Here is a 16,602-nt window from a genome sequence, read left to right on the forward strand (position 1 = left end):
TCTCCAAATTGTGCATCAGACATCAGTATAGGGGGCATCAGCGATCGCACAGTAGGGACGACTATAACAAAGGGGTGTTTCCAAGTCGTGTTGTTCCAAAAATTCCCGATTACTTAAAATCCTAGCGGTTTCTCCCTCAGCTACCACCTGACCACGACTTAACACCACCGTGCGATCGCATAGTTCTAAAGCCAGATCGAGATCGTGGGTGGCGATCACTTGGGTTTGGGGTAAAGTGGCCAACAGTTGTATTAATTGCCGACGGGACCGGGGGTCCAGTTGGGCGCTAGGTTCATCAAAAACTAAGACCTCCGGTAACATGGCTAAAACCCCTGCAATTGCCACGCGTTTTTTTTCACCCCCCGATAGATTCTGACTGTTTCTCTTACCGTAATGCTGGGAATCCAATCCCACCGCGTGTAAAGCATGATGACAGCGATGGTTTAAATCCTCTCCCCGAATTCCCTGATTCATCGGGCCAAAAGTCACATCTTCCCAGACAGTGGGCATAAATAGCTGATCGTCGGGGTTTTGGAAGACTAAACCGACAAAATTGCGGATATTTTCTAAATTCTCCGGTTTAACTTGGTACGGACCGACGGTGATTCTACCGGTTTGCGGCGGGAGAATACCGTTAAAATGCAGTAATAAGGTGGATTTTCCCGATCCATTGGCCCCTACCAAAGCCACCTTTTCCGTAGCTTCAATGGCTAAATTAATACCTTTTAACGCTTCTGTACCGTCAGGATAGGTATAAACTAGGTTTTCAATAAAAATCGGGTTGTGGTGCATGAAAAACGAGACTTTTACCTGAGTAGATGTACCATTTGACCCCAGAGGATCAGAATTACTATGGCAATTATAGCGAGATAATCTTTCAGCTTACTTTGGGGAACCTGTACAGAAGGCAAGGAACCAGTGTAACCCCTCGATAACATGGCTTGATAAATGCGATCGCCACGTTCGTAGGTGCGGATAAATAAAGCGCCGATCATGTGTCCCACTAGCAACCGTTGCCATCGGGGACTACTCATTAAATTGCGCGCAATTGCTGCCCTTCGCATGGAATTAAATTCAGTGATCAAAACAGCTAGATAACGATACATAGAAGCTAAAATTGCCACCAATAAAGGGGGAGTTTTCAGGGTAACTAAGGCTTGTAACAGGTCGGGAATTGCTGTGGTTAAAACCAGAATATTGACCGTACAAAGACAGAGAAAAGCTTTAAAGGCCACACTGCCTAAAACCAGCAATCCCTCGCTAGTTATCCGCAAAAATCCCCAAGACCAAAGAATTTCCCCGCCATCACGAAAAAGAGTTCCCAATAAAACCACACCGATAAAGACAAATTCGATCGCTACTCTTCGTAAAAGTACGCTAATAGTCACCCGACTGATCAGAATTAAAATAATTAATCCTAATCCGTAAATCCCCCAAGTTTCCCAGCTACCATTCGGGGTTAAGGCTGTGGCAAAAACTAACAAAAGAGTCACTAAAACCCGGGTATGGGGCGCAAGTTTCTGCCAAAAACCGCAATTTTGGCACTCATTTTCGCGAGAAAAAGTGGCAATGTGTAGCATTTATTCAGTTATCAGTTATCAGTTATTTAGGTATTTAGGGATTTAGGGAAATTTCAGCCAAATGCCGCACTACCCCACTACCCCACTACCCCACTTCTCGACTCCTATCTACTTATTCCTGATTTTGGGATTTTGGAATCACTAATTTACCGATACCCCAAGCGATGCCGAAAGTGGCAAGAGTTCCCAGAAAACCGGCGAGGGGAGTGGCGACACCTTCGGGAACACCTTTGAGGGCATAACCATCAAAAATTCGGGCGAAGGGTAAATGATTACCGAGGGCGTTGGGGTCTTCTTTTTGGCTAAATTGCAAGTCTTCCGCCACTCGATCGAGTCCGTCGGGATCGGGACTGGCAAAGGGAGAAAGAAAAACGGCAACAATTAGGGAGCATACCAGACCAATCAGAAAAAATTGGCTATTTTTGCGAATATTCATCGAATTAATTGCTTTATTGACGAGAAGCTTAGGAAGGGGAAACAGAAGTATTAACGGAATGGGGCGGATCGTAGAGGAGATCGGGACGAGTTCGCCAGATATAACCGACAGCGAAAACGGTAATCACCGCTTCCCCGATACCGATGAGGATATGCCAAGATAACATGGCCACAAGGGCGACTAAAGGCGGTACAGTCCCCGATAAAGCCAATTGCAGGGCGCAAGCCAACGCAGCCACCACCACACTTGTCCAAGCAGCGACGGCAACAGCGATCGCCATACTGCGCCAACGATGAAAACCGAAGGCTTTTCTAATCCCCAGATAGAGATAATAACCGCCAAACGTCCCGATCAGACCCATATTGACGATATTAGCCCCTAAAACCGTTAAACCACCATCTTGAAAAAATAAAGCTTGCACGATAAAAACCACCGCCATCACCAGAGAACCCGCCCAGGGACCGAGTAAAACCCCCGCGAGAGTCCCCCCTAACAAATGTCCGGAGGTTCCCCCCGGAATGGGAAAATTAATCATCTGGGCGGCAAAAATAAAGGCGGCACAAACTCCCATCAAAGGTACAGCCCGTTCAGCGTAGTGACCGCGCACTTTTTTGAGAGAAAAGCCAATCAGGACAACGGCAATTATCCAAGTAAATAGACTCACCGATGGACTCAAAAAGCCGTCGGGTATATGGAGGGCGAGATAAGGGGTCAGGAGAGGGTGAAACAAACCAACCCCTAGAAAATTAACAGACATTAAAATTCAGTCTCCTTGGCAATTTGGGTTAAAGATTTCCATAGAATTGCGTCGCTAGGACGGAAAAGTCCTCTCTTCTAGTAGATAACTAACCGCTTCATTTTACAATGCCCTCTCTGGGGATTTAAACCCTTTAGCTTCTTAAGAATTTCTGTTATTTTTCTGGTCGTCAGGGTTTAGCTATCAGCCAAAATCTCAATTATTCTCAAGCAGTCAAATTATTTAAATTATTATTAATTTTTCGAGGTTTTTTCAGTTTTTATGCTATTCCTTAATCAGTGAGCAGTTATCAGTTAGAAGAGGCTGGTGACTACATTGACTACGCGATCGGTAGTCAGGGTAGTGCTTTAATTGGTTTAGAGGTCAACTAATGATAAGCTATCAGAGATAACCCCCTCTTTTTCGCTTTTTCTAGCTTGGTATGAAACCGTGATCAACTCTGAAGAAAAAAGACCGACTTGGGACGAATACTTTTTAATGATCGCTAAATTAGCCGCCACCAGATCCACCTGTTTAGCTTTTCCCGTCGGTGCGGTAATTGTCAAAGATCGGCAGGTTTTAGCCACGGGGTACAATGGTTCCCCATCGGGAACGGTTCATTGTACTGCCCAGGGTTTTTGTTATCCCGGTTTGGGAACCTGTCGGGAATCCGGAGAAATTCCCTCTCGGGCAATTCATGCCGAAGCTAATGCGATCGCTCAAGCGGCTAAACACGGTATTTCTACCCAAGGAGCTAGTATTTACGTTACTTTAGAACCCTGTATTTCCTGCTTGAAACTAATTATTTCTTCGGGAATTAAAGAAGTTTTTTACGAAGCGGACTTTAATAGTGGGACAAAAGCCATGTTAAGGGATTCTTTTCTAGAAACGGGGATTATTAAATATAAAAAGATTTATTTATCAGAAGAAATGGCTAGTCATGCGGCCTTATTTTTATTAAATCCCATTTCGATCGATCTCAGGTAGTTAGGGACTTGCGCTTTGATAATGTACCTTTTGGGCGAACGCAGTTCGCCCCTACATTGTGGACAAAATCCGTTACTGTAGGGGCGCAAGCAACCTGCGCCCTCCGAAGTTACCGTTTAAATGTCCAAATCCGTAAGATTTAAACGCGGTCCGTGGGTTTCGATAAATTCTCGCCGGGGGGCAACTCGATCGCCCATAAGAATGGTAAATAATTCCTCTGCTTTGGCTGCGTCTTCGATTTCCACCCGTTTTAAAGTGCGAGTTTCGGGATTCATGGTGGTATCCCAAAGTTGTTGGGGCATCATTTCTCCTAACCCTTTAAAACGTTGGATTGTGTAGTTAGCATTGGAGGGAAATTCCGCTATCTTTTGCTGTAATTCTCGATCGCTATAGCAGTAGGAATGATTTTTACCGCGTTCCAATTTATAGAGAGGAGGACAGGCGATATATACATAACCTTGGTCAATTAAATTCTTCTGATAACGATAGAAGAAAGTTAACAACAAAGTTCGGATGTGTGCGCCATCCACATCAGCGTCAGTCATTAAAACAATGCGATGATAGCGCAATTGTGAGGGGTCGAAATCTTCTCCTTTAATTCCTAAACCGAGGGCGGTAATTAAGGATTGAATTTCCGTATTTTTGTAGATTTTGGCATCATCGGTTTTTTCGATATTGAGGATTTTTCCCCGCAGAGGTAGAATCGCTTGAAAACGACGATCGCGCCCCTGTTTGGCACTTCCGCCAGCGCTGTCCCCTTCGACGATGTAAATTTCTGACTTTTCTGGGTCTCTTTCGCTACAATCAGCCAATTTACCCGGTAAAGGTGAGGATTCCAAGACCGATTTCCGTCGTACTAAGTCCCGGGCCCGTCGGGCTGCTTCCGCCGCCTTGTACGCTTGTACTGCTTTTTCGATAATCGTGTCGGCCACTTGGGGATTTTGTTCTAGGTATTCGTTGAGAGTTTCCCCCACCAGGGAATCAACAATACCCCGGACTTCAGTGTTACCTAATTTGGTCTTGGTTTGTCCCTCAAATTCCGGTTCGGGGACTTTTACGGAAATAACGGCGGTTAAACCCTCGCGGACGTTTTCCCCCGCTAGATTAGGCTCGTTTTCTTTAATTTTATTGCGTTTACGAGCAACATTATTTAAAGTACGAGTCAGAACTGCCTTTAATCCTTCTAGATGGGTTCCCCCGTCAATGGTGCGGATATTATTAGCAAAACCGAGAATATTGTCGCTATAGGCATCTATACACCACTGAAAAGCCACTTCGATATTAATTCCCGTCTTTTCCCCCGATACATAGATAATATCTTTGTGCAGGGTTTCTTTTTCCCGACACATATAGGCGACGTATTCTTTAATACCCCCCTCATAACAATAGGTTTCGATGTGGGGTTCTTCGGGACGGTAATCGCTAAAGGTGATTTTAACACCCGCATTTAAGTAGGCTAGTTCTCGTAAACGTCCGGAGAGGGTACTGTAATCAAATTCGATGCCTTGGCTAAAAATTTCGGTGTCTGGCAGGAAATTAACCCTAGTTCCCGTTTTTTCCTCTTGACTGGGACTGCTGACCAATTCTGTGACGGGGATACCTCTTTCGTAGCGTTGGGTATGTACTTTATGATCGCGCCAGACTGTCACATCGACCCATGCAGAAAGAGCATTAACGACGGAAATCCCGACTCCGTGTAACCCTCCCGACACTTTATAACCACCACTGCCAAATTTACCGCCGGCATGAAGTATAGTGAGAACGGTTTCGAGGGCAGATTTACCCGTGGTGGGGTGAACATCGGTGGGAATACCCCGGCCATCGTCAGTGACGCTGACGGAACCATCGGCCTTGATATCCACTTCGATATGAGTACAGTAACCCGCTAGGGCCTCATCGATCGAGTTGTCCACCACTTCATAGACTAAATGATGTAGTCCCCGCGGCCCGGTCGTACCGATATACATCCCCGGCCGCTTCCTGACTGGTTCTAACCCTTCGAGAACTTGTATCTGTTCCGCGCCGTAGTTACTTGTCATAAAATTTCCCTAAAAAGGCTGTGATCCCTGATTGAACCTAAATGAATGGCAAAATCTTCAAAAATTGTAGCACATAAGGGTTAAAGACTGCTTAAATGCCTTTAGAGAGAATTTTTTATTAGGGATAGGACATAGGGAGACATTTTTGTTACAAGCTAAACCACTGGAAGGCAGCAAGGAGAGGAAATTCAATACCGTGTCTTTCTTCCCTGTCATTAGACCTCTTGCATAAATCGGAATTTCCGATGCCTGATTGAATAAAAGTTACAGCCATATTCAGCTTTAGAAAAAAGATCATTTGAAGAGGCTAAAAACCGCTAAGATGGGTGGGAACCTGTTGCACCTCTTTGTCTAGAATAAATGTATCGCCAATCTGAATTCGTTTCTCAGAAGACAAACATATCTCACGGAGCGGTACCTTCCTTCTCAGAAATCACCTAAAGAACACTATCGGTAGAAAATGAGCGAACCGTTAGTTCTAAGCGTTCTAAGCACTTCTGCTTATTGTAATTATGGGATGCTCTCCTGTACAATTACGGTAGCAGTATGTGTACAGATGAAGTTGAATCGTGGGTTGGGCAGGACGAGGCTTAACCGTGGTCTCCCCAAGGTCTTCAGTCCTTTTTTCTGATTTTACCTTGCCCACTTTAACAGAATTACATACACTACCAAGCAATGTTGCCAAACTAATCACCTTGAGATCAGGGGGTAGCAACTTCATCATGACAAATACTTCTCCACAATCTTGGACTTGTACAGGACATTCAGGTAAAACACACGATGAAATCGAGAATTGGGGAGATACCTGCTCTTTCCCTGGATGTCCAATGGTTCGTGGGCAAGACGGAAAAGCAACTTTACCCCAGCGAAAGCAACCTCCTAAACTACCAGTCAAACCTATCATAGCGGCAGCATTATTGTTAGCCGCGTTGGGTGTGGGTTTTCTTTTAAAAGATAAAATTTTTGGTGGTTCGGAATCTGCCGTTACTCCTACCCCTACCTCTACCATTTCACCTTCGACTCCTGGCACTCCTTATTCCCCTACTCCAACTACCTTTGACCCCACTTGGATCAGTGCTGGTGAGCGCACCTTAAATAGAACACAAGCCAATCCCTTTCGAGATCGAGGCGTAGAAGCATTTATAGCAGGGAATTTTGCTGAGGCAGTTACTCAGTTCGAGAAAGCAGTTTTAGGAAATCGCAACGATCCAGAAGTACAAATTTACCTCAACAATGCCAAAGCACGTCTTAAAGGCTCTCCTTTAGTTGTGGCAACTGTCGTTCCTATCGATAATCGATTGAATATTGCCCAAGATATGTTACGCGGAATGGCTGATGCTCAAACTCGCTTTAACGACGCAGGAGGAGCAGGGGGGCGTTTAGTCGAGATAATGATCGCTAATGATGGTAATGAACCGGCAAGAGCGCAAATGATTGCTCAAAATCTGGCTAATAACCCGAATGTCTTAGGAGTGATTGGGCATAACTCTAGCAAAGCAAGTCAAGCAGCCCTTCCTGAATACGAAAAGGTAGGACTAGCCATGATTTCACCAACCAGTACCAGTGATTATCTATCGGGTAATGTTTTCTTGAGAACGGTGCCTTCAGACGGAGAGAGCGTAAAAATACTAGCAGAGTACGCTAAAAATAAACTGTCGGTTCAAAAGATAGCAGTTTTCTACGATCCCAATAGCCCATTTAGCAAGAACTTATTTGAGGTTTTTGAAAACGCCTTTAAGCAATTAGGAGGTGAAGTCTACACGGCGATCGATCTAACTCGACAAAATTTAGATGTTAAGCAAGAAATACAATCCCTTCGCAATCAAGTCACTGCGATCATCTTGTTTCCAGACCCTAGTAACATTTCCAATGCTATTTCTCTCGCCCAAGCTAATGCTCAAGTCCCTGGAACGAAGTTTCAGCTTTTGGGAGGAAATTCACTGTATGGTTCTGATATCCTCACAAGTGGGGGAAATGCTATAGAGGGTCTAATCATAGCGGTTCCTTGGGTTGCCAATAATCAACCCTATGCCCAAGCTGCATATCAGCGTTGGGGTGGAGCTATTAACTGGCGAACAGCAAGTAGTTTTGATGCGACTATCGCACTGCTTAAAGCCTTGTCTGAAAATCCGACTCGCGCTAGTGTCTTACAAGACTTAAAAGCAACTAATCTACCAGCTTCAGAAACCTCTGGACAGCAGCTTCAATTTAATGCTCAAGGAGAACGACAAGAAGAATCAATGTTGGTCAAAGTCACCAAAGGGGCTCCTAATCGGCCCCCAAATGTTGATTACGGATTTCAATTAATTCAATAACAAATGATTTTACACACTCCTCAACCTGTTTGGCGTTATCCCTATTTTCAAATCCCAGCCATTTTGACAGGATTGTTTCTGATTCTTGCTTTATTAACTAGCTCTCTTAAATGGTTTCCTCCAAGTGTATCAGTACAAATAATGCTCGATCTGAGTTCAAGCACCTATCAATCAACGAATATTTTTCGAGGAACAGGAACAATTATGGCTGCAGAAATCGAAGCGGTTAAAGAGTACGCTCGCCAAAATGCTAGAGCAGAAAACCCTATTCTGCTATCTTTGTATGGGTTTGCCGATCAAGTAATTCCTATTACCCAAAACTTCTCTAATAACCCCAGAGAAATCGAGCAGTCTTTAGATCGAGTCGTGCAACCTAGTATAGCTTCTCTGATTGGAGGTGGAACGAACTTAAATATAGCTGTAGAAAAAGGACTAGAATCGCTCAAACTCCAAGTTGGAAGATGCAAAGAAATGTTAATTATTACCGACGGTCAGACTGAATTGGAGGAAAACTTGATTTCTCAAACTGTCAATAATGATGTTCGGCTTAATTTTCTGATTATAGGGCAAAACATTCCCACCAATTTAGCAGATATTTCCTCAAAAACTGGCGGTATTGCTTTACTCGCTAACGTTTCTAATATCCAAAAGTTAGTCAGCGAAGATTTTCGTCAAAAATTTAGTTCTAATTCCAAGCAAGTCAATTTTTTTCTAGGAGCAGCTTTCATTTCCTTGATGTGGATGTTGGTACTACCTATAGATCGATTTCTGCAAAACTATAGAAAAATGCCTTTTGATTGGACGGGAAGAATTGCCTTATGCAATGCCCTATTTTGGACAGTTTTTATCCTTTTGAGGATAGGCTTTCCTTTCTGGAGTGAATGTTAGAGTTACCAACTTTTATTAATGACGGAGAACATTATGTATAGCGTTACCCAAACAGATAGAAAAGATATTGTTCCTACTTTAGTTATTGGAGTAGGGGGAACCGGATTAGAAGTAATTTTGCGAGTTCGTCGTTTAATTACTGAATCCTATGGCAGTTTAAAAAATTTTCCCATTGTTGAATTTTTATATATTGATACTGATTCGGGTTATAAACCTTCAAATCCTCTGATGATTGGTCCTCCTTTAGAAGAAGGAGAAAAATACTATTCAAAAGTTACGCTTCCACAAGTTCAAACAATTGTCCAAGATCCCAGTGGATGGGACTGGTATCATGAGTGGCTGCCTCCTGAACTCATAAGTAATCCCCAGTTATTAGCCTCGCAAGAAGGTGCTGGGCAGATTCGAGCTTGTGGGCGCTTTTCCTTCTTTTTTAATCGTGACAAGATTGGAGCCGCTTGTCAAAGACTAAAAAAAGAGATTCGCAAAAGTGAACATATATCATTCATGCAAGAAAACTATCAATTAAAAGTCAAGTCTGAACTAAATGTTTTTGTAGCTTGTTCAATTGCTGGAGGAACAGGCAGTGGAATGTTAATCGATCTGGGATATTCTCTGCAAAACTGGTTATTTGGTAGAAAAGAAAAAGAACAAGGAGAAAAAGGAGACCTGACAGCAATTATTTGCACTCCTGATGCTTTTAGTAATGTCAATTCTAATGACAAAGTTCACTGTAACGGTTATGCTGCTTTAGCAGAATTAAACTATTTTTCTGATCGAGGCGACGATCCAAAAACCAGATTTAGTGTTCGTTACGCACCAAATGAAGGTTCTCGTATTGAAAACGATCAAGCTCCCTATGATTATACTTATCTGATAGGTTCAACTAATGGATCTGGCGTGAATCTGAGCTTAGATCAAGTCAGAGAAGTGATGGCTCAAAACATCTTTTTAGATTTAGTTTCAGATTTTTCACCTTATAAACGCTCAATTCGAGATAATATCAAACGAGCAGCTTCGGGGAGCAACGATAAACCTCCAATTGGACGTAGCTATCCTCGTAATTTCATGAGTTTTGGTTTAGCCAGCATTGAAGTTCCTATTCATCATATTCGCTCCCATCTAGCTTCTCGACTAGCAACTGATTTATACAAGTGGTGGCAAAATTCTGAAATTAAATTGCCAGCACAACCTGAAACAGTGATTACTTCGCAATTGCGAGAAATTAATCTTTTAAGAGATGAACTTCGTAAAGCAATTTTACGCGCTAAAGATCAATCTTTCCCTTATCAAGCAGTTGTACAAACTTGGCTAAGTCAATTACGTCAAGACATCATTACTAATAACCAATTGCAATGTTCCCAGGAAGGAATTGTTGGTTTCTTTTCTAAGGAAAAAGGTAAGATTGTTAACTTTATTGATCAATATCTCCGTCCTCAAGTTGAGGATTACAAGCGCCATTTTGATGATTCATCACCAGACAAAAGGACTCATGGTGATTACTTGCGCGTGATGTATGATAATCAAGCAATGGTAATTAAAAAAGCCGAAACTGAACTTCGAGAACAAATATACGCCAACTTAGCAGATCGTAATTTAGGACCCAAATTTGTTCAGCTAAAAATTGAGGAAATTAAGCGCAGCTTTGATGCTGATATTGAAAGACTTTCCAAAGAAGCAGAGAAGAATTGGCTAGTCATCGAGGAAGAGGCTCGTAAGCAGTATGAGGCTAGTTTATCTCGAATGAACGAATTGAGAGATCGTTGGGGATTGCAAAAAGAATCGCAAATGAATAAAGAATGTGACGATATTTTAAAATACTTAGGACAGAATTTAAATGCTTTCTTGGAAAGAAAATCAAGAATTTTAGCAGTTGAAGTTCTCCGTCGCATGAAAGAATATATTAATCAACTCGAAAGACAGTTTAATAAATGGCAAACTCGGATCGAAAGATTAAAAATTGAATCTGACACTCAAGCTAAAAATTTTATGAACCAAGCAGATGCTTTAGAAATTGTTGGAATTAAATTGTTTAAACGTCAGGAACTCAACGAATGGTACGAAGATTTTCTCGCTAACGTAGTCAATACAAACGAGATAAACCTCAAGGTTGCGGCGCAAAAAGGTTTAAATGTATTGTGCGAAAGATTGACAGAAATAGTTCTGGCAAACAGCAGTTCTTTATGGGTAGAAGATAGACCTGCTAACGCTTATTTCCGTCTTTTTGATATTGAGAAAATTAAAGACATTCAATATCCTGATTTTTCTCAAATTGTTTATCAGCAGACGCAGACTACTATCAAAAATGCTGGGAATAATACAAGGCTTGTCCAAAATATGGATGCTTGTACTTACTTTATGCAAGATTATCCCGACGAATTAGAGCAGAAAGCCAAGATTCAGGAGTTGTTTGAACAATCGAAACCTCTAGTAAGATTAGACCAAAATATTCCTCAAAACTCTGGATTTGACTATATTGATTTTGCAAAAGCTGGTTTGCTAGGAGGTGATAATCCCCAAGAGCCAGGAGCAAGAAAACAAGCTGATATTTTAAGGATATATTTTAATGAGCAGCAAGCGATCGCACCCCTGACAGAAAAAGAACGCCACAAAATTTTAGCCATTCATGAAGTGGGAGGATTTTCCCTGCGGTGTATTCAAGGAATGGATAAAATGCGCGAGTCATATCAACTCTGGCGAGGGCAACGTATTGAAGCCGAACGAAAAAGACTACGAGGGCAAAGGGCTGATCTTCCTCCTTCGGTTCATATTCAAAAGGATCTCGTTTTTTGGGACTTTATCCCCCCCGACTCTCAAATAGAAGAATTAGTAGTAATTTATCGAGCTTTAGAAATTTTGCTCGATGAGATTAACCAGAGTAACAATCAGCGTGTTATTCGTTACACAATAGAAGTTCACGGAGAACAAGAAAAAGTGACCCTGGCTGCTAATTGGGAAGATGCAGTTCAGGTTTTGCAACTTCCTGATTGTCGCAATGATAAAGAGGAATTAAAACGCCAACTTGATGAATTAATCTATACAGCGGAAACACCAGCCCAAAAGCAGCAAATCCAAGAAAAATTAGAATCATATCTTCAAAAACGGTTGTCTGATTTTCGCAGACAGGGAGCAGAAGATAATCCCAGATATTTACGAGAAAGAAATATTATTCGTGAATTCAGTACCGCTAATCGATTGAAACCCTCTCCTTCTTCTGATGCTCAATCGCCTACTAAAACTGAACGTCAACAAGAGAGTACCTCTTCATCTAATCCAGTTCTAGGTTTTGAGATTGACTCTGGCTACGAAAAATACGAACAATATCTCGCTCAACTATGGAATCTCAAAGTACCTCTGGACGCATTTATCAGTGCCGCTCGCTCCAAAGCTTCTGAATTACAGCTAGATGGGCAAAAAGCAGAGGCTATCTGGAATAAGTTTATCAACCCATCTCCGCCTCCTCTCACTCCTCAAGAAGTCGAATATGAAAAATATCTCGGTGACTTATCAAATCTGAATGTTCCCCCAGAGGCTTTTATGAGTTCTGCGGAAGCCAAAGCATCTGCTTTAGGGTTGGATTCACAAAAAGCAGATGCCATCCGAAATAGGTTTTTGAGCTAACCCTTGTTTTACTCAGATTATTGCATCAGACTGCTTAAATGCCCTTAAGGAGAATTTTTTATTGGGGTTGGGTGTGGGGTGTGGGGAGAACAAAGCTGCTTTTTGCCTTTTGCCTTTTGCCTTTTGCCTTTTGCTTACTGCCAATTACCGATCAATAGTTTCTAGATAATGTCATCCTCAAATTTATAACCGACACCGACCACAGTTTTGATAAAGATAGGATTAGCAGGATCGGGTTCTACTTTTTTGCGTAAGCGTCGGATATGGGTATCTACTACCCTTTCATCGCCAAAAAAATCATTTCCCCAGAGATTATCGATTAATTGGGTGCGACTCCAGACGCGATTGGGATAACTGACAAAGGTAGCGAGTAGATTAAATTCTAAGGTGGTTAAATCGAGGGTTTCCTCCGGCATTCCCTCCAATTTACGAAGAGCAGAATGTTGATCTAAGTCGATAATAAAATGACGGCTGCGATGGAGTTGCTGGGGTTGACTATCGTGTCTTAAACTACGTCTTAATAAGGCTCTTACGCGAGCGGTTAATTCCCGGGGACTAAAGGGTTTGACCATATAATCATCGGCTCCCGTAGATAGACCGATAATGCGATCAATTTCTTCTCCCCTAGCGGTTAACATTAAAATATAGGGGTCTTTTGTCCCCGGTTTTTGGCGAATTCTAGCACACAATTCCAGTCCGTCTAATTCGGGTAACATTAAATCTAAAATCACTAAGTCTGGTTGCTTTTGATAAAATAGTTCTAGTCCTACCCTACCATTATAAGCCAGATGACAAGTAAAGGACTCCCGCTCTAAAGTTTGCTGAATCAAATGGGCGATTTCAATTTCATCTTCGATAATAACGATATCCATACAAGGGAAAAAGTTTACAAATATCTAGGCACATTTTAACATATTAAGGGCTGATTCAAGTCTGAATTGCATCACTATCTGATCTACCTTTATAGAATACCTCATTGGGGGTCTGATAGTCAAGACATTTTCGAGGACGATTGTTAATCAAGTTGAAGCAGCAGCGATTGCTTTCTATCATCAACAAACTGATTGGCCAGTAGTGCAAACTCTGGTCTGTGATCATGCTTTCCAATTCAAATTACTGACTGATAATATTACTTTGTGTTGGGTACATGAGGAACGACATTATAAGAAGTTGACTCCTTATGTTGCTTGTCACCAAAAAGCTCTTGATCAATTGCTGGATGATTTCTGGGATTACTACCGAGACTTGCTGGCTTACAAAGATGCACCCAGTCAACAGATGGCAGCAAAACTCCGATCTGAGTTTTGGAAACTTTTCGATACTTAAAGCGGTTATCAACAGTTGAATGAGCGAAAACAATTAACACTGCTGAAAATTTCGGAGTTGCTTTTAGTCTTAGAGCATCCCGAATTGCCCTTGCATAATAATCCGGCGGAGTTAGCTGCTAGGACGATGGTGCAGCGACGTAATATTAGTTAGGGACTTGCGCTTTGATAATGTGCCATCTGGCTGGTCTGGTTCTTCTACAGAGCGATTTTCTGGCTGGGATATTATTCCTACGCAAGTCCCTTATGCTACTCAAACTCTGACAGGGGACTCAGGCTTGGGATGCTTTTATGTCCCTTGTTGCTACTACTCGGAAATTAGGAATCAGCTTTTTTGAGTATGTTCGTGACCGCATTTCTCAACTTGGTAATAGTCCCTCTTTGGCAACTATTATTCGTGAGCAGTCTTCTCTCAATCACCTTGCTTGTTCATGAATACCAGAATAACTCCTGACCCCGATATATTGAGGGGATATGGGAGATCGAACCCAAAATCTATCTTCAATTTAATTATAACCAGCTACCTAGCCAAAAATTTGGTTAGGTATTTTTTTAGTAAACTATCATAACTTCTACTGTTTCTCCTGCTTGTATAGTAGTTTTACCCTGGGGAATTATGACCAAAGCATTAGTACCCGCTAAATTAATTAAATTAGCTGAATTGTGTTGTCCAGAAGCGAGTTGAAATTGATAGACTCCCTCGATAATTTCTATTTTTCCCCAGAGATAAACTTCTCTTTGTCCCTTAGATTTGAGAGTATCGCGGGTGATAACTCGCAGAAATTTGTTCTGATAATCTGTCAATCCTGATAATTTTTTAATGGCCATTTGTACGAAGCGCCAACAGGAAACTAAAGCAGAGACGGGATTACCGGGGATACCAAAGTAAATACAACCGTTAGGAAAAGTAGCAAAGGTTAAGGGTTTACCCGGTTGAATAGCAACGCTGCGAATCAGAATTTTTCCCCCTAATTCCTCTAAAATTCCCTCAATATAATCGTAATCTCCCACGGAAACACCGCCGGTGGAAAGGACGATAGCACTAGAATTAATGGCTTTTCTGATAGTTTCTCTGAGAAGTTCGGGATTATCTTTGATTATACCTAAAGGTCTAGGAATTGCCCCTAAACTGGTGATAAATGCCGTTAAAGCGTAGCGATTTGAGTCAATAATTTGACCTTTTTGGAGGGTTTCATCGGGATTAATTAATTCATCTCCCGTGGAGAAAATTGCCACTTTCGGACGGGAAAAAACTGTTAATTCGGTAGCTTGTGCCGTGGCTAAAACTGCTATTTCTGGAGAATTAAGGGCAATACCGGCTTTTAATAAGGCATTTCCTGCTTGATAGAATGTGCCGCGTTGACGCACGAAAAGACCTATTTTTTCGGGAGGGATAAGAATCGCCACCCGCTCCCCTTTTTGTTGAGTATTTTCCTGCATAATAATCGTATCACTGCCGGTGGGTAACATCGCTCCTGTAAATATTCGGGCTGTTTCTCCCGGTTGAATAATTTTTTCGGGGACTTTGCCGGCGGGAATTTCGGCGATAATCTTTAGAGTAACGGGATTTTCTGGGTTAGTGTCTTTAACATCTTCGTAACGGACAGCATAGCCATCCATTGCGGAATTATCCCAATAGGGAAAGTCTAAATCACTGCTGATATCTTCGGCTAAAATGCGCCCAAAAGCTGCCTCTAGAGAAACTTTTTCTGTTTGCTTTTGGGGTTGAATTTGAGTTAAAATTATAGATTCTGCTTCTTTGACTGAGTACATGGATTAAAAAAATGAACCGATTAGCTAGATTAAGGGTGGAAGATATACAAGCTTGGATTGGGGAAGTGCATTTATTGGATAGGAAGGGTCAGACTCCCTATTATATACCGGTTTTGAACCGAGTTAATCCCGAGGTTTTCGCTCTTCAGATTCACTGTTTTGAGGGGGAGATTTTGTCTTGGGGAGATGAAACTGTAACTTTTCCTTTGATGAGTGTGATTAAACCTTTTTTGTTATTATATCTTTTAAACCATTTAGGGGAAGATGCTGTTTTTCGTCGCGTGGGAAAACAAGCTTCTAGTTATCCTTTTAATTCTTTAACTCAACTGCAAGAGGATAGCGGTTTTCCCCGTAATCCTCTGATCAACAGTGGTGCGATCGCTTTGGCGGATTTATTAGGAGGGGAAACGCCAGAATCTCGCTGTGAAAATTTGCTTTTATGGTTAAATAAAATGGGTAATTGTCAATTATTTCTTGATCGCTCTGTGCTTGAGTCTGTTCACTCTTATCCTAATGTTCACAATCAAGCTCTAAGCTTAGAATTAGAAAAAAATGGTTATATCAGTCATCGTTACTTAGCTCTGGAAACCTACAATCGAATCTGTTGTTTATCTGGAAAAATTGCCGATCTTACTAATTTAGGTAAGTTAATTTTAGCTGCTCCTTTTGGCAAAATTATTCTAGAAATCATGACTAATTGTGGACTCTATGAAGCTTCCGAAAAATTTGCTATTGAGGTGGGTTTTCCCACTAAATCGGGAGTTAGTGGAGCTTTATTATCTATTCTGTCAGACGAGGGAGTTATTGCTTGTTATAGTCCTCTGTTAAATGAGCAAGGTAATTCAGTTTTAGGTCTGGATTTATTAACAAAATTAAGTAATTTTTTCAAGGAAATTTAAGCCATG

12 protein-coding genes are annotated in these 16,602 nt (G+C 41.8%); 5 read left to right on the forward strand and 7 right to left on the reverse strand.

Annotation, left to right across the window (positions count from 1 at the left end):
* Positions 1-15: 15 nt before the first annotated feature.
* From ACQY1X_RS16550 to ACQY1X_RS16565, 4 genes are all read right to left on the reverse strand, one after another.
* A complete protein-coding gene (locus ACQY1X_RS16550) occupies positions 16-792 on the reverse strand; it encodes an energy-coupling factor ABC transporter ATP-binding protein (protein ID WP_430014899.1) in 777 nt (258 codons plus the stop codon).
* Positions 793-806: 14 nt separating this feature from the next.
* Positions 807-1,580 carry a cobalt ECF transporter T component CbiQ gene (gene cbiQ, locus ACQY1X_RS16555; protein ID WP_430013163.1) on the reverse strand — a complete coding sequence of 258 codons (774 nt, stop codon included), beginning with the start codon at positions 1,578-1,580 and terminating at the stop codon, positions 807-809.
* A gap of 112 nt (positions 1,581-1,692) precedes the next feature.
* Complete coding sequence (locus ACQY1X_RS16560) at positions 1,693-2,016, reverse strand: PDGLE domain-containing protein (protein WP_430014900.1); 324 nt, start codon at positions 2,014-2,016, stop codon at positions 1,693-1,695.
* Between the two features lie 28 nt (positions 2,017-2,044).
* Positions 2,045-2,773 (reverse strand): energy-coupling factor ABC transporter permease, encoded by a 729-nt coding sequence (locus ACQY1X_RS16565; protein WP_002755902.1) that lies wholly within the window; start codon positions 2,771-2,773, stop codon positions 2,045-2,047.
* 429 nt (positions 2,774-3,202) lie between these two features.
* Between ACQY1X_RS16565 and ACQY1X_RS16570 the strand changes: the two genes are divergently transcribed.
* A complete protein-coding gene (locus tag ACQY1X_RS16570) occupies positions 3,203-3,739 on the forward strand; it encodes a deoxycytidylate deaminase (protein WP_110578255.1) in 537 nt (178 codons plus the stop codon).
* A 116-nt stretch (positions 3,740-3,855) separates the two neighbouring features.
* Here the strand turns inward: ACQY1X_RS16570 and gyrB are convergent, their stop codons facing one another.
* On the reverse strand, positions 3,856-5,778 hold the full coding sequence (gene gyrB / locus ACQY1X_RS16575) for a DNA topoisomerase (ATP-hydrolyzing) subunit B (protein ID WP_024969908.1): 1,923 nt from the start codon (positions 5,776-5,778) through the stop codon (positions 3,856-3,858).
* Between the two features lie 722 nt (positions 5,779-6,500).
* On the opposite strand from gyrB, the gene ACQY1X_RS16580 reads away from it, so the two are divergent.
* The 3 genes from ACQY1X_RS16580 to ACQY1X_RS16590 all read left to right on the forward strand — a co-directional run bounded on the left by ACQY1X_RS16580 (position 6,501) and on the right by ACQY1X_RS16590 (position 12,599).
* Positions 6,501-8,093 (forward strand): ABC transporter substrate-binding protein, encoded by a 1,593-nt coding sequence (locus ACQY1X_RS16580; protein ID WP_430014901.1) that lies wholly within the window; start codon positions 6,501-6,503, stop codon positions 8,091-8,093.
* Positions 8,094-8,297: 204 nt separating this feature from the next.
* A complete protein-coding gene (locus ACQY1X_RS16585) occupies positions 8,298-8,981 on the forward strand; it encodes a VWA domain-containing protein (RefSeq protein WP_430014902.1) in 684 nt (227 codons plus the stop codon).
* 18 nt (positions 8,982-8,999) lie between these two features.
* The gene (locus ACQY1X_RS16590; RefSeq protein WP_430014903.1) at positions 9,000-12,599 is read left to right on the forward strand and encodes a tubulin-like doman-containing protein; all 3,600 of its coding nucleotides are present in this window, start codon (positions 9,000-9,002) and stop codon (positions 12,597-12,599) included.
* A 161-nt stretch (positions 12,600-12,760) separates the two neighbouring features.
* Here ACQY1X_RS16590 and ACQY1X_RS16595 read toward each other — a convergent pair whose 3' ends face one another.
* Both ACQY1X_RS16595 and ACQY1X_RS16600 read right to left on the reverse strand, forming a co-directional pair.
* On the reverse strand, positions 12,761-13,471 hold the full coding sequence (locus tag ACQY1X_RS16595; RefSeq protein ID WP_002737246.1) for a response regulator transcription factor: 711 nt from the start codon (positions 13,469-13,471) through the stop codon (positions 12,761-12,763).
* 1,005 nt (positions 13,472-14,476) lie between these two features.
* Entirely contained in the window at positions 14,477-15,697 is a 1,221-nt protein-coding gene (locus ACQY1X_RS16600) for a molybdopterin molybdotransferase MoeA (RefSeq protein ID WP_430013168.1), read from the reverse strand.
* 11 nt (positions 15,698-15,708) lie between these two features.
* On the opposite strand from ACQY1X_RS16600, the gene ACQY1X_RS16605 reads away from it, so the two are divergent.
* Entirely contained in the window at positions 15,709-16,596 is an 888-nt protein-coding gene (locus tag ACQY1X_RS16605; RefSeq protein WP_287232232.1) for a glutaminase, read from the forward strand.
* The last annotated feature ends 6 nt before the right edge of the window (positions 16,597-16,602 follow it).

The sequence above is a fragment of the Microcystis protocystis FBCC-A270 genome, assembly GCF_050500235.1.
GTDB lineage: Bacteria > Cyanobacteriota > Cyanobacteriia > Cyanobacteriales > Microcystaceae > Microcystis > Microcystis ichthyoblabe_A.